Origin of the sequence: Stenotrophomonas sp. GD04024, assembly GCF_029837545.1 — a bacterium.
Lineage (GTDB): Bacteria > Pseudomonadota > Gammaproteobacteria > Xanthomonadales > Xanthomonadaceae > Stenotrophomonas > Stenotrophomonas forensis.
Window position 1 is genome coordinate 48,263 of record NZ_JAOEDV010000011.1, and the last position, 18,047, is coordinate 66,309.

General features: G+C 61.2%; 17 protein-coding genes. 15 read left to right on the forward strand and 2 right to left on the reverse strand.

From position 1 onward, the window contains the following. The first annotated feature begins 87 nt into the window (after positions 1–87). The 11 genes from N7590_RS05615 to N7590_RS05665 all read left to right on the forward strand — a co-directional run bounded on the left by N7590_RS05615 (position 88) and on the right by N7590_RS05665 (position 11,415). Positions 88–1,422, forward strand: a complete 1,335-nt coding sequence (locus tag N7590_RS05615) for an MFS transporter (protein WP_046984174.1) — start codon at positions 88–90, stop codon at positions 1,420–1,422. Positions 1,423–1,545: 123 nt separating this feature from the next. Further along, positions 1,546–1,896, forward strand: coding sequence for a hypothetical protein (locus N7590_RS05620; RefSeq protein ID WP_049444365.1), 351 nt, complete (start codon positions 1,546–1,548; stop codon positions 1,894–1,896). A gap of 328 nt (positions 1,897–2,224) precedes the next feature. Beyond that, positions 2,225–2,881 (forward strand): HupE/UreJ family protein, encoded by a 657-nt coding sequence (locus N7590_RS05625; protein ID WP_229301257.1) that lies wholly within the window; start codon positions 2,225–2,227, stop codon positions 2,879–2,881. A gap of 23 nt (positions 2,882–2,904) precedes the next feature. After that, entirely contained in the window at positions 2,905–3,555 is a 651-nt protein-coding gene (locus tag N7590_RS05630; protein ID WP_046984177.1) for a hypothetical protein, read from the forward strand. 103 nt (positions 3,556–3,658) lie between these two features. After that, positions 3,659–4,024, forward strand: coding sequence for a hypothetical protein (locus tag N7590_RS05635; protein ID WP_046984178.1), 366 nt, complete (start codon positions 3,659–3,661; stop codon positions 4,022–4,024). Positions 4,025–4,111: 87 nt separating this feature from the next. Continuing rightward, a complete protein-coding gene (locus N7590_RS05640) occupies positions 4,112–5,362 on the forward strand; it encodes a TolC family protein (RefSeq protein WP_176422360.1) in 1,251 nt (416 codons plus the stop codon). After that, the gene (locus N7590_RS05645) at positions 5,359–6,591 is read left to right on the forward strand and encodes an efflux RND transporter periplasmic adaptor subunit (protein WP_279935227.1); all 1,233 of its coding nucleotides are present in this window, start codon (positions 5,359–5,361) and stop codon (positions 6,589–6,591) included. The genes N7590_RS05640 and N7590_RS05645 overlap by 4 nt, the downstream gene beginning before the upstream one ends. Before the next feature lie 10 nt (positions 6,592–6,601). Continuing rightward, positions 6,602–9,739 (forward strand): CusA/CzcA family heavy metal efflux RND transporter, encoded by a 3,138-nt coding sequence (locus tag N7590_RS05650; RefSeq protein ID WP_046984180.1) that lies wholly within the window; start codon positions 6,602–6,604, stop codon positions 9,737–9,739. Between the two features lie 56 nt (positions 9,740–9,795). Beyond that, positions 9,796–10,467: a HupE/UreJ family protein gene (locus N7590_RS05655; RefSeq protein WP_197593495.1), complete on the forward strand. Its 672-nt coding sequence runs from the start codon at positions 9,796–9,798 to the stop codon at positions 10,465–10,467. A gap of 19 nt (positions 10,468–10,486) precedes the next feature. Continuing rightward, positions 10,487–11,128 (forward strand): hypothetical protein, encoded by a 642-nt coding sequence (locus N7590_RS05660; RefSeq protein WP_046984182.1) that lies wholly within the window; start codon positions 10,487–10,489, stop codon positions 11,126–11,128. 41 nt (positions 11,129–11,169) lie between these two features. After that, on the forward strand, positions 11,170–11,415 hold the full coding sequence (locus N7590_RS05665; protein ID WP_046984183.1) for a hypothetical protein: 246 nt from the start codon (positions 11,170–11,172) through the stop codon (positions 11,413–11,415). A 139-nt stretch (positions 11,416–11,554) separates the two neighbouring features. Here the strand turns inward: N7590_RS05665 and N7590_RS05670 are convergent, their stop codons facing one another. Further along, a complete protein-coding gene (locus N7590_RS05670) occupies positions 11,555–11,830 on the reverse strand; it encodes a hypothetical protein (protein ID WP_046984184.1) in 276 nt (91 codons plus the stop codon). 62 nt (positions 11,831–11,892) lie between these two features. On the opposite strand from N7590_RS05670, the gene N7590_RS05675 reads away from it, so the two are divergent. After that, a complete protein-coding gene (locus tag N7590_RS05675; protein ID WP_046984185.1) occupies positions 11,893–12,507 on the forward strand; it encodes a hypothetical protein in 615 nt (204 codons plus the stop codon). Between the two features lie 268 nt (positions 12,508–12,775). Here N7590_RS05675 and N7590_RS05680 read toward each other — a convergent pair whose 3' ends face one another. Beyond that, entirely contained in the window at positions 12,776–13,339 is a 564-nt protein-coding gene (locus N7590_RS05680) for a cyclin-dependent kinase inhibitor 3 family protein (protein ID WP_049441974.1), read from the reverse strand. A 1,500-nt stretch (positions 13,340–14,839) separates the two neighbouring features. Here N7590_RS05680 and N7590_RS05690 point away from each other — a divergent pair. The 3 genes from N7590_RS05690 (at position 14,840) to N7590_RS05700 (ending at position 17,426) form a co-directional block, all read left to right on the forward strand. After that, entirely contained in the window at positions 14,840–15,118 is a 279-nt protein-coding gene (locus tag N7590_RS05690) for a helix-turn-helix transcriptional regulator (protein ID WP_046984211.1), read from the forward strand. An 830-nt stretch (positions 15,119–15,948) separates the two neighbouring features. Further along, on the forward strand, positions 15,949–16,710 hold the full coding sequence (locus N7590_RS05695) for a nucleotidyltransferase domain-containing protein (RefSeq protein WP_046984187.1): 762 nt from the start codon (positions 15,949–15,951) through the stop codon (positions 16,708–16,710). Then, entirely contained in the window at positions 16,707–17,426 is a 720-nt protein-coding gene (locus N7590_RS05700; RefSeq protein WP_046984188.1) for a DUF6602 domain-containing protein, read from the forward strand. The genes N7590_RS05695 and N7590_RS05700 overlap by 4 nt, the downstream gene beginning before the upstream one ends. Positions 17,427–18,047: the final 621 nt, after the last annotated feature.

The window sequence follows — 18,047 nt, forward strand, 5'->3', positions numbered from 1 at the left end:
TTCCACAGTTTCACGCCCGGCCCTGCGGATCGTTCTACGATCCGCAGGGTATTGGCATTTCTGCACTCCATTCCTCCGAGGACAGCCATGATCGAGGTTCTCCGTTTTCCGACCTTCAGGAATCTGTTCGCTGCCCAGGTGATTGCGTTGGTCGGTACTGGCTTGGCGACCGTGGCGCTTTCGCTGCTCGCCTATGACCTGGCCGGCGCGCAGGCCGGCCAGGTGCTCGGCACGGCACTGGCCATCAAGATGGTGGTCTACGTCCTGCTCGCGCCTATGTCCGGCGCGGTCGTGCCAGCCAATCTGCGTAAGCCGGTCCTGATCGGGCTTGATCTGGTGCGCGCGGCCGCGGCACTGTGCCTGCCTTTCGTGAATCAGATCTGGCAGGTGTACCTGCTCATCGCTCTTCTGCAGTCGGCATCAGCCTGCTTCACGCCGCTGTTCCAATCGACCATTCCGGAAATCCTCAAGGAAGAGCGCGACTACACCCGTGCATTGTCCTTGTCGCGGCTGGCGTATGACCTGGAAAGCCTGCTCAGCCCTGCGCTGGCGGCGGCCCTGCTGACACTGATCAGCTTCCATGGCCTTTTCGCCGGTACGTCGGTGGGCTTCGTCTGCTCAGCGCTGCTGGTCGTGGTCACGGCATTCCCCTTCGTTGCAGCCTCGCCGCGCAAGGAAGGCCCCTATGCACGGGCCATCCGTGGCATGCGTATCTATCTGAAGACGCCTCGACTGAAAGGCCTGCTGGCGCTGAACCTGTGCGCTGCCGCGGGTGGTGCGATGGTATTCGTCAATACGGTGGTGGTCGTGCGCAACGTGCTGGGCGGTGCTGAAGCCCAGGTCGCCTGGGCCCTGGCTGCGTTCGGCGGCGGCTCGATGCTGATGGCGTTGGTTCTTCCCAAGGTACTGGACCGCGTACCGGACCGTCGCGTGATGCTCTCTGCAGCCAGCATGATGCTTGCGGTGCTTACCGCCTTGGGGGTTACGTGGTGGCTGACGCCCTCCGCGATCGGCTGGCCCCTGGTGCTGTCCGGCTGGGCATTGCTGGGCATGAGCTACGCCGGCTTGGTGACACCAGGCGGCCGGCTGCTACGGCGCTCGGCAGAGTCCACTGACCTTCCTTTCCTGTTCGCCGCGCAGTTCTCGCTTTCCCACGTCTGCTGGCTGATTGCCTACCCACTGGCCGGTACCGTGGGGGCACGCCTGGGCATGCCGGTGGCGGTTCTGGCGCTCGCGGTGGTGGCCTGCGCGGGGCTTCTATTCGCCTGGCGTACCTGGCCTGCGAATGATCCTGACGCAATCACCCACCGACATGATGATCTCCCTGCGGACCACCCGCACATGCAGGAACACGCGCATACGGAACAAGGCCACTCGCACCGTTTTGTCATCGATGACAACCATACCCGTTGGCCCGGATGAACGACGAGTCACCAGAGATGCCCAGTAGCGCGCGCACGCTGAACACCCCCCCTTTTTCGTGTCGACTTTGATCCAGCAACACACTAGTCTTTGAGCATGACATCACTGCGCCGGATATCGAATGTGCGACTGCTCACCAGCATCTTTCTGATGCTGGTGGCGAGCATGTTCCTGCGCCCGGTGCTGAATCATCTTGGCGAGCTGCATGGTCTGCAGCACATGGTGCAGACCGCAGCCGAACATGGACATCCGCACGCGGGCGATCGTGATGCTGCAGATCGGGATCCTCTGCACGCGTCGGGCGGCCATGGCGTGCTGCACCAGTCCGATCTGGGCGGGTCACTTGGCATCCTGCTGGACGTAGCACTCCACGATCCAGCCATCGGCCGTGGTGCGCACCCCTGGCATCGCCAGGCAGCGTTCATTGCCCATCACTGCTCATCGTTGTTCAGGCCTCCCATCGTCGCGGCCTGATGCCGGGCGCATGTCTGCCGCGCTGCCTGCTTTCTGCGGGCGTGCGGCTGGCTTGCGGCTAGACGCATCGCAGTTCCCCTCTGTATTCCGGCCACGATCCGGCTGACTCCTGCGCCACCGCGCGGTAACGACGTGCATGCGTGCCCTGGCACACATCTGCATGGCGTTGCCGTGCGCCTGTGGCGGGGCGCGGCGCGGAGGTCCGTGGCATGTCATGTCACTCAAGAACTCCATCATGATCCCCAGACCACATTCCGGGTTATCCACCCGTACCCATCCCATGGCCATGCCGTCGCACTGGCCGCGCACGCTGCTCGCAGCGATAACCATGTTGCTACTTGTTTTCACTGCCGATGGTGCTCTGGCGCATGCCATCGCCGAGGGCGACAAGGGTTACATCCAAGAGATATCAGGGGTAAATCTGATCGCCTTCGCTTACCTGGGCGCCAAGCACATGGCCACCGGGTATGACCACATTCTGTTCCTGCTGGGCGTGATCTTCTTCCTTTACCGGATGAAGCATGTCGCGCTGTACGTCACCCTGTTTGCCATCGGTCATTCCACGACGATGCTGCTGGGTGTGCTCTTCAATGTGGGCATCAACAGCTATCTCATCGATGCGATCATCGGCTTGTCAGTGGTCTACAAGGCGCTGGACAACCTCGGTGCCTACCAGCGTTGGTTCGGCTTCCAGCCCAATACCAAGGTCGCGACACTGGTGTTCGGACTGTTCCATGGCTTTGGCCTGTCCACCAAGATCATCGAGTACGACATCTCCCCCGATGGTCTTCTTCCGAACCTGCTCGCCTTCAACGTCGGGGTGGAAATGGGGCAGATGCTTGCCCTGGGCGCCATCCTGATTGTGATGGGCTACTGGCGCCGCACCGCCAGCTTCTTCAAGCACGCCTACTTCGCCAACGCGGCAATGCTCTGCGCAGGTTTCGTCCTGATCGGCATGCAGCTGACCGGCTACGCCATTTCCTGAATCCTTGAGAGATCCCTACCATCATGTACAACAGCAAGCCCCTCGAAAGTGACCTCCCCAGCAGCCGCCAGCTGGCGCGCACTACCCTCATCGCCGCCGGCATCGCCGTCGTGCTTCTCATCGGTGTCGTGCTGCCTGCGGAACACGCCGTGGATCCGTTGGGTATAGGCCGAATGCTGGGTCTGACCGAGATGGGACAGATCAAGCAGCAACTGTCCGAAGAAGCCGCAGCGGATGCGGCCATGGATGCCCGGGCCGAGGAGGGCCTCGCCGTGCTCACCCAGGTCTCCACGCGGGATCGCCAGACAGTCGAAGTCACTCCCAAGCCGGCCGCTGCTTCGGCCTCAGCGCCCGCAGCCACGGAATGGCGTGACGAAGCCGAAGTCGTGCTGGCGCCCGGTCAGGGTACCGAAATCAAGCTTTCCATGAAGGAAGGCGAGCGTGCGACCTACACTTGGTCGGTCCAGGGCGGGGTGGTGAACTTCGACACCCATGGTGACGGCGGTGGTCGTGCGATCAGCTATGAGAAGGGGCGAGGTGAGGCGTCCGACCAGGGCGTACTTCTGGCCGCCTTTACGGGCAACCACGGCTGGTTCTGGCGCAATCGCGGCGAGGAACCGGTCACCCTGCTGCTGCGTACGGGCGGGCAGTATGAACAGCTGAAGAAAATGTAAGACCAGGCCAGGAGGGCGTGCCCGGGGCAGCCGGGTACGCTCCTCTGCAAACATTCGTCCTACCATCTCGACAAGGCCACGTGCCACATTTACCCTAGATCCCATGCGTCTTTCCGCCCGCCACCGTGTGCTCGCCCGCATCAGCCTTTTCGCGCTGATGCTGCTGAGTGTTGTGGCGCGGCCGATGGTGATCCAGCTGAGCGAACTGCATGGTCTGGAGCACGACATCGCCGCTGCGTTCGACCATGGGCATTCCCATCCGGCCGGAGCCAGTGACAACCTCGACGACGACCACGCCTCTGGTGCGCACAGCGTGCTGCACCAGGCAGACGCAAGCTTCGCAGGGAGCCTGTTCAATGGCCACCACCAGGTAGTCGCTCTCGCACTGAGCGCCGACGTGCCCGCATTGCGGCTGCTGCGCGTGCCTTTGGGTTATCCCGCCTCGCCCTTCCGGCCTCCGATCGTCTGACAACGCCTGCCGCGTCCGCGCGGCCTGTTCTGCTGCCTGCCTTAGCGGGCGGCAGCGCGTTGTTCTAACATCTTTCCGGAGGCTTCCGTGAAATTCCGTAGTGTGTGGGCGCTGGCCATTGCCGGCGCCTGCGGTATGGCCGTGCCTGGCCATGCCGCCGAAGTTCTGCGCCTGGAGGAAGCGGTCGCCCGCGCCCTGGGCAGTCATCCGAGCGCCGCAGCTGATGCCGCCCAGCTGGAGGCAACCCGCAGCCGTGCAGCCCGGGAGGGCCTGCCGGCGCCCATCATTCTGGGCGGGGAACTGGAGAACGTTGCTGGCAGCGGCAGCGTTTCAGGGATGGATGCCGCTGAGGCAACGTTCCGCGTATCCCGCCTGCTGGAACTCGGCGGCAAGCGCGCTGCGCGACAGGCATTGGGCGGCGCGGAGATCGACGCGGCCCAACGGGCAGGGGACGTGACTCGCGTAACCATCGCCACCCGAGCCGCAGGACGGTTCATCGATGTGCTGGCCGCGCAGGAGCATGTGGAACACGCGCAGGAGCGCATCGCGATGGCGCGCGCCCTGCAGCGAGAGGTCGGGCGTTGGGTCTCGGCGGCGCGCAATCCTGATTCCGACCTGCGAGCGGCAGAAATCGCAGTTGCCGACGCCGAACTCAAGCGCGATCAGGCGCTGGAGCGTCTGGAGTCGACACGCCATGCGCTCGCAGCTTCATGGGGTGCGTTGACGGTCGACTTTGGCGCCGTCGCTGGTGATACCTCGGTGCTGCCCCCCCTTGAGCAGTTCCAGGCGATGGCCGCGAAGCTGCCTTCGACACCTCAGCAACAGCTTCTTGAGTCCCAGGCAGGCGTGCTGACCGCGCGCCGTAACGTGGCGCTTGCCGCCGCCCGGCCAGATGTCAGCGTGGGCCTGGGCATTCGCCGGCTGGAAGCCACCAAAGACAGCGGATTGGTGATGTCGGTTTCTGTCCCATTGGGCAGCCGCAAGCGATCAGCGTATTCCGTTTCTGAAGTCGACCACGAGCTGTCTGCCCTCAGTGCCCGGCGCCAAGCGCAGGCCGTTGAACTGCAACAGGAACTTTTCGATATCTACCAGCAATTGCGGCAAGCGCAGCTGGAGGTCGAGTCGGTACGCGAACGCCAGCTGCCCAAGGCCGAGGCAGCACTGAAGCAGAGCCGGCGCGGCTTCGAGGAGGGCCGATTCTCCTATCTGGCGCTGGGCCAGGCGCAGAAGACCCTGTTCGACCTTCGCGAGCGCGAAGTTGAAGCCGCCGCCCGCTATCTCCGACTGCTGGTCGAGGCAGATCGCCTCACCGCCTCCGCTCTGGACATCCGCCCATGAACCGCTACGCATTCCTGATCATGTTCCCCTTGGTCCTTTCCGCCTGCGGCGGTGACAAAGCCGCGACCGAAGCCTCTACCGAGACAGCTGCCGCATCCGCCGACTACGAACGAGGGCCGAATCGAGGGCGCATGCTGCGTGACGGCGATTTTGCCCTCGAGATCACCGTTTACGAAACCAACACGCCGCCACACTTCCGTCTTTACGCGTATCGCAACGACAAACCGATTCCGCCTTCCGAAGTGCAGGCGAGCATGCAGCTCAAGCGTCTGGACGGCGAGGTCAATACCTTCAGCTTCAAGCCGGAGAACGGCTACCTCGTCGGCAGTGGGGAGGTCACTGAGCCGCACTCGTTCGATGTGGTGGCCGAAGCCACCGCAGCAGGCAAGTCCCATCGCTGGAACTACCCCTCCTATGAAGGCCGTACGCGAATCGAACCACAAGCAGCTAAGGACGCGGGCATCGTGGTGGAAGCAGCAGGCAGTGCCAGCATCCGCGACACAGTGACCTTGATGGGCAACGTGACGGTCAACACGGCGCGGCAAGCCGCAGTGAAAGCACGCTTTCCCGGCGTGGTGCGCAGCGTTGCAGTCGAGATGGGCCAGCGAGTCAGTGCGGGCCAGACTCTGGCCACGGTGGAAGGCAACGACAGCATGCGCAGCTATGCCGTCATCGCGCCGTTTGGCGGAATTGTGTTGGCGCGTAATACCAGCGTTGGGGACGTGGCGGCAGACAACACGTTGTTCGAGATCGCCGACCTCTCCGAGGTATGGGTAGACCTGCGGGCACTGGGCACCGACGCCGAGCGGCTTGCTGCAGGCCAGGTGGTGACGCTTCGCTCAGCCACTGGCGCCCATGAAACCCAAGGACGGGTGCAGAGCCTGCTCCCCTTGGCCAGTGCCGGCCAAAGCGTAGTCGCACGGGTCAGCATCCCCAATGAAGACGGCCGGTGGCGCCCGGGTATGGCCGTGTCGGCCGAGGTCGTGTTGTCCGAAACCCAGGTCCCGTTGGCAGTCAAGGAATCCGGGCTGCAGCGCTTCCGTGACTTCACCGTGGTCTTCGCACAGGTGGGCGACACGTATGAGGTGCGCATGCTTGAGCTCGGCAAGCGCGATGGGCAGCTGGTCGAGGTACTCGGTGGCCTCAAGCCCGGTACCCGTTATGTCAGCGAGCAAAGCTACCTGATTCGCGCGCACATCGAAAAGTCTGGCGCGAGCCACGATCACTGAGGGGCATCCCATGCTAGAGCGAATCATTCGCGCGTCCATCGCGCATCGATGGCTTGTGCTGCTGCTCGTGCTGGCGCTGTCCGGCCTGGGCATCTGGAACTACAGCAAGCTTCCCATCGACGCCGTGCCTGACATTACCAATGTACAGGTACAGATCAACACCGAAGCCCCTGGCTATTCGCCACTGGAAGCCGAGCAGCGCGTGACTTTCCCGGTTGAAACCGCACTGGCCGGGTTGGCACGTCTGGAGTACACACGCTCAATCTCGCGCTACGGCCTTTCGCAGGTGACCGTGGTATTCGAGGATGGGACAGATATCTACTTCGCCCGCCAGCAGGTTGCTGAGCGTCTGCAGCAGGCGGCCTCCCAGTTGCCCAATGGCCTGAAGCCAACACTGGGACCGGTTGCCACGGGCCTGGGCGAAATCTTCATGTACACCGTGGAGGCCGAACCAGGAGCTGAGAAAACCTGGACGCCAATGGCACTGCGTACCCTGCAGGACTGGGTGGTACGCCCGCAGATGCGGCACCTGAAGGGCGTGACCGAGGTCAACACCGTGGGCGGTTACGTCCGCCAGTTCCATATCACGCCAGACCCCCGCAAGCTGCAGGCCTATGGCCTGACCCTGCAGGACGTCATGGAGGCCGTTGCCCGCAGCAATGCGAACGTCGGTGCGGGCTACATCGAGAAGAGCGGCGAGCAATACCTGGTACGCGTGCCTGGGCAGGTTGCCGACATGGACGGCCTGCGCAAGATCGTGGTGGCCAATCGTGAGGGGCTGCCGCTGCGAGTAGGCGATCTTGCTGATGTCCACGAAGGCACCGAGCTGCGGACCGGCGCCGCCACCAAGGATGGCAAGGAAGTTGTGCTTGGCACGGCCTTCATGCTGATCGGCGAGAACAGCCGGGCCGTTGCCCAGCGCACCGCTGCCAAGCTGAAGGAGATCGACGGCACGCTGCCCGAGGGCGTTCGTGCACACCCGGTGTATGACCGAACCGAGCTGGTGGATCGCACCATTGAAACGGTGAAGAAGAACCTCCTGGAGGGCGCGCTGCTGGTCATCGCGGTGCTGTTCCTGCTGCTGGGCAATCTGCGCGCCGCGCTCATCACCGCTGCGGTCATCCCGTTGACCATGCTGCTAACGATCTCCGGAATGGTGCAGAACCGGGTATCGGCCAACCTGATGAGCCTCGGTGCGCTCGACTTTGGCCTGATCGTGGACGGCGCGGTCATCATCGTGGAGAACTGCCTGCGCCGCTTCGGTGAACGCCAGCATGCGCTGGGACGCCTGTTAACGCGCGAGGAGCGATTCTCCCTGGCCGCTTCGGCAAGCGCCGAGGTCATCAAGCCCAGCCTGTTCGGTCTGTTCATCATCGCGGCGGTGTACATCCCGATCTTCGCGTTGTCGGGTGTGGAAGGAAAGATGTTCCATCCCATGGCCTTGACCGTGGTAATCGCCCTCACCGGTGCCATGGCGTTGTCGCTGACGTTCGTGCCGGCTGCCGTGGCGCAGTTCGTCACCGGCAAGGTGTCCGAGAAGGAAACCAAGGTCATGCGTGGCGTAACCCGCCTGTATGGCCCTCTGCTGGAGCGGGCGGTCAGTGCCCGTAGGTGGGTGGTCGGCGCAGCGGTTGCACTTACCGTGGTGGCCGGCATCGGTGCCAGTCGCATGGGTACAGAGTTCATCCCCAACCTGGATGAAGGCGATATCGCCCTGCACGCGCTGCGCATCCCCGGAACCAGCCTTACCCAAGCCATCGGCATGCAACGCCAGCTGGAAGCTGCCATCAAGCAGTTCCCTGAAGTCGACGAGGTGGTGGCCAAGATCGGTACTGCCGAGGTGGCGACCGACCCGATGCCTCCGTCGGTCGCCGACACCTTCATCATGCTCAAGGATCGGGACCAGTGGCCGGACCCGCGCAAACCAAAGGCCCAGCTGATTGCCGAGCTGGAGAAGACCGTCAGAGCCATCCCCGGCAACAACTACGAGTTCACTCAGCCGGTGCAGATGCGCATGAATGAGCTGATCGCCGGCGTGCGCGCGGAAGTGGCGATCAAGCTCTATGGCGACGATCTGGATCAACTCGCACAGATCGGCAGCCAGATCGAGGACGTTGCCAACCGGATCACCGGCGCAGCGGACGTGAAGCTGGAGCAGGTCTCGGGCCTTCCGTTGATGACCATTACGCCTGACCTGGACGCGTTGGCGCGCTATGGCGTGGCAATCGACGATGTGCAGAAGACCGTATCGGTCGCATTGGGTGGGGAGTCCGTTGGCCAAGTATTCGAAGGTGATCGTCGTTTCGACATCGTCGTGCGGCTGCCCGAGAACCTGCGTCAGGACACGCGCACGCTGGAATCACTGCCTGTACCGGTGTCAGGTTCGACAGAGGCCGATGCTGATCGCGGTTTCGTTCCGCTGGGGCAGCTGGCCAAGGTTGAGGTGGCTCCAGGCCCGAATCAGATCAGCCGCGAGAACGGCAAGCGGCGTGTGGTTATCACCAGCAACGTCCGCGGACGCGATCTCGGCTCGTTCGTCGAGGAGCTGCGCGCCGCCGTCGGAGATGAAGTCCAGCTGCCTGAAGGTTACTGGGTGGAGTATGGCGGCACGTTCCAGCAGCTCATCTCGGCCAGCGAGCGGCTGATGGTGGTGGTGCCCGTAGTGCTGGTGATGATCTTCGGCCTGCTGTTCATGGCGTTTGGTTCGGGACGTGATGCCGCCATCGTTTTCAGCGGCGTGCCGCTCGCCCTTACCGGCGGTGTGGCGGCTCTGTGGCTGCGTGACATTCCGCTGTCCATCTCGGCCGGTGTCGGGTTCATCGCGCTTTCGGGCGTGGCGGTACTGAACGGCCTGGTGATGATCAGCTTCATCAAAAGCCTGCGGGAACAGGGTGTGCCTCTCCACCGCGCTGTCAGCGAGGGGGCAGCGGGACGCTTGCGACCTGTGCTGATGACTGCCCTGGTCGCCAGCCTGGGCTTCCTGCCCATGGCACTGAACGTCGGTGCCGGCGCTGAAGTACAGCGTCCTCTCGCCACGGTGGTCATCGGCGGCATCGTCTCGTCCACGCTTCTGACGCTGCTGGTGCTTCCTGCGCTTTACCGCCTCATCCATCGCGAGGGCGATACGTCCAAGGATGAAGCCGAATGACGCTTTCCCTTTTTCCAACGTTGAGGAACCTACGCTTGATTCCGTTGAACAGACCGTTGTCGTGGCTCCTCCTGCTGGCCGCGCTGTTGATTCCCTGGGCTGCGTTCGCCCACGGTGTCAGTGAGGGTGACCAAGCCTTCCTGGAGGACAGCACGGGCACCCAGCTGATTGCATTTACCTACCTGGGTGCCAAGCACATGGTCACAGGGTACGACCACCTGCTGTTTCTGTTCGGGGTGATCTTCTTCCTGTACCGGATGCGTGATGTCAGCATCTACGTGACCTTGTTCGCCATTGGTCACAGCACGACGCTGCTGCTGGGCGTGTTGGGTGGCTTCCACGTGAATGCCTACGTGGTGGACGCCATCATCGGACTGTCAGTGGTCTACAAGGCACTGGACAACATGGGGGCGTTCAAGCGCTGGTTCGGCGTGCAGCCCAACACCAAAGCAGCCGTGCTGATCTTCGGCTTCTTCCATGGCTTCGGATTGGCAACGAAGTTGCAGGATTTCACCCTGTCCGCTGACGGGCTGGTGCCCAACATGCTGGCGTTCAACGTCGGCGTGGAGCTGGGCCAGCTGCTGGCCTTGGCCGGCATCCTGATTCTGATGGGCTTCTGGCGTCGCCTGCCGTCCTTCCATCGGCAGGCCTACAGCATCAATACCGTCCTGATGTGTGCCGGCTTCGTGCTGATGGGCATGCAACTGACGGGCTACTTCGTTTCCTGACCTTTGATCGAGGCTTTCAATGTCCATTTCCATCAATCAGCAACTTCCCAGCACTCGCCGACTGCTCAAATCGACCGCGCTCGCCGTGGCGGTCGCTGGTGTGATTCTGATCACTACCGTACTGCCCGCCGAGTACGGCATTGACCCGACTGGCGTGGGTCGTGCCCTCGGTTTGGATGCGCTGGCCGCGAGCGGCGATTCCTCCGCATCTGAAGCCGTTCCTCAAACCTCAAATGGGCGCCCGGAAGCCATTGCGGCCTTGTCCGAGAAGGCCAAGGTCGCCTTCGGAGAGAACAAGGGGCAATCCCTTGATCCAGCGGCTGTAGGTTTTGGTTCTGGCGCGCTGCGTCAGGACACCATGACCATCGAAATCGAGCCAGGCAAAGGCATGGAGCTGAAGTCCCACATGACCACGGGTGCAGGAATGCTGTTCCGCTGGACATCCAGCGCTCCGGTTGCCGTGGACATGCATGGCGAGAGACCTGACGTGAAGGGAGCCTGGACCAGCTACGCCGTAGAGGGCGCCCAATCGAAAGCAGAGGGGACTTTCATCGCTCCCTTCGATGGAACACATGGCTGGTATTGGCAGAACCGAGGTACCTCGCCGGTGATCATCACAATCGAACTGAATGGCTATCAGGCCGACCTGTATCAGCCGTAACACCCCCGGCATTCCGCCGGAACCAACCCAGGAGTCAATCCATGAAACTGCGTTATACGTTCGCTGTATGCCTCGTTGCCGGCCTGACATGGTCCTCAGGCGCATCTGCCCACGATCCTGCCTTGCATGCCGATCCGGTGCCGGCCGCCGCGCCACAAGCTAAGCCAAAGACGTGCGAGCAGCTGGCTGATCGATCGAAGTACAAGGTTGATCTGAATGACTCTCAGACCAAGGCATTGAAGGAGCGTTGCGACGCCGAGGCGGCTTCGGGCGCTAAGAAGAAGTAAGCGGTGGGCAATGTGGCCCGGCTGTAAGTGTCGGGCCACATTGATGCAGAAGTCGCAGTGCAGGCACCGTGTGCTGGGACGTCCGTTTCTGGCCGAGATCGGACATTGCCCGCCTCGTTGAGCCGTACGCCTTGGCTGCTTAGGGTCTCTTGCACTCGGTGCCGATCTGCTCAGTGAGAACTGTCAGGGACTGCTGGAATGCGGCGGCGAATTGCTGGCTGCCCTCCCTCTCGTGGCTATGGGCGATCGAGGGGAGCAGTCTGGTCCACGTGTCGAGCAGAATCACCGGGTCTTGGTGTGTTAGAAACGAAACCCGCAACCCATACTCCATTGCTTTGAGGTAGCCGCGGTGCATCTCAAGTGCGGCCTCGCAAGCGTGGAGGCGCTCAAGGATTTCTGTGATCTCGGAGGTCATGGCAGTCTGGACAGGCAAGGGGTGGGAAGGCGATAGTTTGCGAACATCTGGACGAGTCCGCCATGAGCATCCTCAACCTTCTGCTCACTCGTGATCACCTTGTCGTCGCCGTGGATACCTTGGCAGAGGATGCTCTCACAGGGGCACATTCCGCCGGGGCAAAGCTGCTGCTGATCCCTCAGCACAACCTGATGTTTGCTACGCGAGGTTCTACGCAGTTCTTCCTTCGCATTTATGAGCTGGCGCTGCAGGCTAGCTACCGCGCAGATTTCACAATGGAACAGTTATCTGCCGAGCTGGGGTTGGTGGTGGACCAGCTGTGGCCGAACTACGAGAAGGCGGCAGCCGAGGCAGGATTACCGATCGAGCAGCTCGGGACCGAGTTGGTGTTTGGTGGCTGGTCGTCGAAGAGCGACCGGATGATGGCCACGGCATATGCCAAGAGCGGCAGCCAGCACCCTTGCGTGGTCCAGCCGATCCGGGGGCAGCTGGCCTCACCAGGCGAACCGCTCCGGGCCGTGATTCCTAGCATGGCCCAGAAGGATCTGCTGGCCCACGCACGCCTGCAGGCCAGCTACCTCAATGAGCAACTTGGCCGGCGAGTGGCGGGAGGCCGGTTGCTGGCTGGGTTCTTGCAGAAGGGACAGGCCGTGCTCAAGGATCTTGGAGAGATCTAGGTCGTTGGCGGCAATCCGGCTAACGCCAGAATCCGCCCGCCCCTTATTTCTCTTCTCCGCGGGACCAGTAGGCTCAAGGCTAGTCGTGGATAAGAAAGATCTATCGGGGGAGGGGGCTATCGTCTTCTGACCGAAGCCGGGCATTGGTCAGTCGCCCGATACTGACTTGCGCCGGCTGCTGCCGCGCCCTCTCCTAACGCGACGATCCTCAGCAGCGACACGTTGGGGTTGGTCTTATCAGAAGGACAGGAAGCTGATCAGTGCTTCCCTAGAGGTGATGTGAGGCAGATGCCCAGTTGTGCAGGAACTCCTCTTGCTCCAATGTCTCAACGGCACCAAGGCGTACCATTCTCACGCGCCTGATCGCATCCTCGCTGCTCAGGGAAGTCTTGGTGCTGAGGAGAAGCATGCAGGCGACAGTGCCTGCTCTGCCAAGTCCGCCCTTGCAATGGACGACAACCCGTTTGCCGTTAAGTAGCGCGTTGCAGATGGACGTCTCCAACTCCTTCCATCGCTGGAGGAACCCGTAATCGGGCGCGGCGCCATCCACGATCGGCAGTCCGTACCACCGTAGACCATGGTCTGCTGCACGCTCTGGCAGAGCGGCGATCTGAAGATCCTCGAACTCCCAAGGCTCAATTAGACTGATGAGATGACTTGCGCCCCATGAACTTATAGCTTGAAGGTCCATATCCAAGTCTCGCGACCACGATCCGGTCATAGCTGTGACTTGATGCTTGCCAGGCGCGAACGTCACCCCGATGGCCCCACCGCAATGGCCAACCGGGAGAGTCGCAATCTGAAGGGGGTGGGAAAGACTGGTTCTAGTCACGCTGACTCCGGCGATTGAATGGCGCGCTCTGTCATGCAGAGAACCTAGACGTGGCTTCGTCTGCGGCTCTGGCGCGATGGCTTCGATTGATGCTTAGTCAGGCGAGCTAGAAAGCAGCGACACTCTCTCCCCGATGCGTCGCTGGGCGGCCTGCAACCCACTGTCATCAGCAAGGTACGGTGATGCGAATAGCGGGGCCTCAACCCAGAACTTGTGTTGACCCCGGTGGATGTAGGGGCGGTGGTCGTCAAGCAGCAGAGCTTGGCCAAGTAGTGGAGACACGAATCGAAGGTCCTTGGTAGGCCCAGTCCATTCGACGTAGCGGACCCCTGTGAACCAGCCAGGCACATGGCCTTCCTCAGCCAGAAGTAAGGCGATTCTTAGCGACATATGCCGAGATACCGTTGTGAAAAGCACAACCTCATCAAAGGTGGTTCTAGCATAATCTAGGAAATCCCGAAGTCCTGGTCGAGGAATTTGGCTGACCGCATTGGAGATCAGGGTTCCCTCGAGATCGAGGGCGAGGATACTGGGGCGCATGCGATAGGAGCCTATCTACGTTTGAGTGCGTCGTAAGAGACGCGATCTGAGTCCTGGCCCCTCTTGCTGCCGAGCCAGAATAGGAGGGGCGAGCCAGTAGTCGTCGCCAATAGGCAGTAGGCACTCCAACGCGACATCGACCATCAGCGGTCGCCGCCATGCAGGGTCCGGCAGAAAGCAGTAGTCAGACTTGCTTAGCGTTCCTGATGCTTGCTTGCGAGATAGCCAATCTGCTCGACCGCGTATCTCGCGGCTCAGCACGGTCAATGCTGCGGATTCGTCGCCGCCGGTGCTTAAGAACTCACTCGCAGCTCCCCGGACTGACGACCAAAGCACGTATCGCTTGCGTCCCAAACTCAGCTCACGCCATTCTCTTTCCTGTACACATAGGATCTCCTCGGCGTGTTGAGTACGGATCCGATGCTTGCGTAGCAATGACACGAGATAGGCAGCAGCTTCGCGGTCGGAAAGCTGACGCCAGAGCCACTGTCGGTCCTGTGCTCCAAGCGAGGGGCGCCATGCTCTAAGTGCATGGGTTAGTGAACTACTCAGGTCGTCAGGCAGCTGACTGCTCTCCCGATAGCTCCAGCTAATAGGGTCGTAAAGAGATCGCCTTGTAGAGCCATTTGACGAGCTCGTCTCAGCTAGGACCCCCGCTGTCTGAAGGAACAGCAGCAAGTGCTGCGCAACTGCTGTGTCAGCGGCCACAGGTGCGGAAATCGAAGTGGAGCGCTCGAGCGCACACCACGCGCACGCGTAGAACGGCCCAAGCGATACTAGCAGCGCATCGAGGTCTGGCCACGGAGGGATGAGGGTCTGTTGGTCACGACCATAGATCACTCGATCCCCGGCAGTTCAACCGGCTCTGATGCTAGCAAGCCACCGGAAAGTCGTCTACACAATTTTCATGTAGTGCCCGGCTCGGCCATAGATTTCGTTCCGCTCCTCCAGGCGGACCTGATGGCTACCAAGACGATCTACCAAAGTGCGTACCTTCGGTTGGTCGGCCTGCTCCGCGAGCGACGTGAGTCGTTGGGTATCAGTCAAACCCGGCTAGCCGCTCATCTGGGGTGGCCTCAGCAGCGAGTCTCTTCCGTTGAGTCTGGGGCCCGGCGCTTGGACGTATTGGAGTTCTGCCTCATCGCCGCTGCCTTGGGGTTCTCTCCGGCTGAGGTCTCTGATCAGGTCATGAAGATGCTACAGAGCGTGCGCGGCAGCCAGATTAAGGACCGGCACTAGCGAGCGACGGTGGTGATTGCGTCAAGCCAGATGATTCATGTGGGCTCTTTCTGCGGGGGCCACCTGTGAAGCGAAGAACCTTCTTGGTTGAGCTGCTGCCAACGTTCGGCCTTGTCTGATCAATGACTGTTCTGGTTCGAGTTGCCTCGCGACCAATACGGCATGCTCATTGCTATGCAACCGCAACCAGCCGACTCAAGGTAGCTGGCTGCCGGCATAGTGCGTGCACAGTTTAGAGGGGGCCCCATTCCGTTCGTCTCCAGTGCTCACGGACCGCGGCAAGGTCGATTAATTGGCCGCTGCACATCAGTGCCAGCGCGATAGCACCATTGAACGGACGTCCGGTATTCGGCCGACGTATCCAGCCATCGGCGTGTCGCTGATCGGAAAAGTGTTGTGCAGTGCAGCGTGAATGCCAATCAGGTAGCTCACGCGCTCAAGCGTCTCTGGCCGGGTAGCATCGGATGCGCTTGAATATGCGACAGCAAAGGCGATCTCAACCGGCTGCCAAGGAGCGCGCTTTGCTCTTGATCGGTCAAGGACCATGCCATCGCGATCTGGCGGAAGGTTTGGCGAGCGGCTTCCGCAAGTCTGACCACCTCTGCATTAGAGAGTTCGCCCATGGTAGCTGCCCTTAAGGTCGCTTCCCGCCATGCTACGCCGGTTTGAAGGATCCAGAGCCATCATGGATGGCGGGCGTGGTGGGCATGGCGGGCATGGCAGGTATGGCAGGTATGGCAGGTATCGAAACAGTGCCCAGCCGGACACCAATGAAGCTGCTGGTGCCGGGATGAGTCGTACAATGGCAAGGAACGATACGGAGATCGGGCTTGACTGGAGACCTGTACCTGAAGGCGATTCTTACGAGAGAGGCCGTCGATACGTCCTTGCTCTCCCCTGCGTTCTTAGCGAGGGCAACGCTGACCCCGGTGATCAATGCCTGGGGCGGTCGGTACGTGCAGTCAGTAACTCCAAGCGGATCCTTCGCGAAGGGGACAGCCAATAAGAGTGGCACTGATGTGGATCTCTTTATTTCCTTGCGTCCTTCGACTCCCGATAGTCTTAAGCAGATCTACCTGACGCTCTTCAACGCTCTGACAGATGCGGGCTACGTTGTGCGTAAGCAGGATGTGTCTCTGGGCATTCGGGTGGCTCAGATTGATGTGGATCTTGTGCCTGGGAAACAACAAACGGCGCTCACCACAGACTATAGTCTCTATCGCAGCCGGGCAGATACTTGGACGAAGACCAACGTTCAAACCCACATTGACGTAGTACGCGCGGCCGGCATGCAGCCTGAGACAAGGATCATCAAGCTCTGGCGGGATCAAAACAGGTTGGACTTCCCATCGGTCTACCTTGAGTTGGTTGTGATCCGGGCGTTGCAGCTCAATTTCTCCGTTAGCTTGGCCGAGCGCGTTCTGGTGGTGCTTCGCTTCTTGGCCAATAGTTTCGTAGCCGCTCGGGTTACAGACCCCGCTAACGCGAACAACGCGATCTCTGATGATCTTACGTTTGCAGACAAACTTGCGATTGAGCGCGCCGCTCAGGTTGCGCTTGCGCAAGAGACATGGGGCAGCATCGTCCAATGAATCAGCCATCACTTCCCAACCTTCTGGATCACTTGCACGAGCAGGTGGAGGCCGCGCTCAGAACTGCCCGCCTTGCGTTGCATCACCCCACCGACAAGGGAGATGCAAGTGAACAGGTCTGGATCGATCTGCTAAGCAGCTACTTGCCCAAGCGGTACGTGGTCAGCAAGGCCCACGTTGTGGATAGCGAGGGGAACTTCAGTCAGCAGATCGACGTGGTTATACACGATCGCCAATACTCCCCATTGGTGTTCACCTACTTGGGGGTGCACTACGTTCCTGCGGAGAGTGTGTATGCGGTCTTTGAGGCCAAGCAGGTAACGAGCGCGGAGACTATCGGCTATGCGCAATTCAAGGCAGAGAGTGTGAGGCGCCTGATCAGAACCACCATGCCGGTGCCTACAGTCGATGGTCCCAAACCAGCGAAGGAGCCGGCTCGCATTCTCGCCGGGTTGCTGTCATTGAGCTGCCCGTGGGTGCCACCGCTGGGACAGACCCTGGCCGACCATGTTCTTGGTCAAGCCGGGAATAGACAGCTGGATATGGGCTGTATTGCAGATGCGGGTACGTTCTTCATGAACGATGAAGGCGCGCTCGAACGGCAGGCTGGGCCGCGGGCAACCACAAGGTTCTTGCTTGAACTGATGGCTAGGCTGCAGGAGCTCGGAACGGTACCGATGCTCGACATTCGTAGCTACGCCAAACACATCCCGTAGATTGGCAAGGGAATGCCTGCCGCTGGGGCATGCGGTCACAATGGCGCAATCTGCGCACCAGGCTTTGGGGGTTTCTCTCCTTGGCGATGAATGCTCCTTCATCGTGCATGCCAGCGTAGCGGTTGCCTCGCACATGCTCTGGCCATAGCTGTCCAGGAGGGCCACAAAGTCCAAGTGAGGATCAACTTCGTCGGCGGGCCCGATGTCGGCGTACCAATCAAAACGAAGTCCTTGCTCCATGCCTTGGCGAAGGCGAGCGGGTAGCTTTTGAGCAGATTCCCAACGCTGGAAATGCCAGTGGCAAAGTTGCCCAGCGCGAAGTCGCGAATCGCTGTGTGTCCTGCCTAGGGGTAGACCCAGTAGCTAAGGCGGACTCCATGAGGAAGACCGGAGTCGGGGTTGAAGAGGTGCCTGCTGAGGCGCTCGTCGTTCCTTCCGCGGCCTACGGAGCAGATGTGCCCGAGGATTCCTCGAACTACCTGCTGTGGGCGTATCCCCATTGATTGATAGTAGGTAGCATTTTGGCGATCGGTAGGGTCTGCGTCGTACCACCGGTGGGGGAGAGGTCGAGTGGTTCCCTTCACCTCATGGGCTACTCGACGGCGCAACACCGGCCGCGGA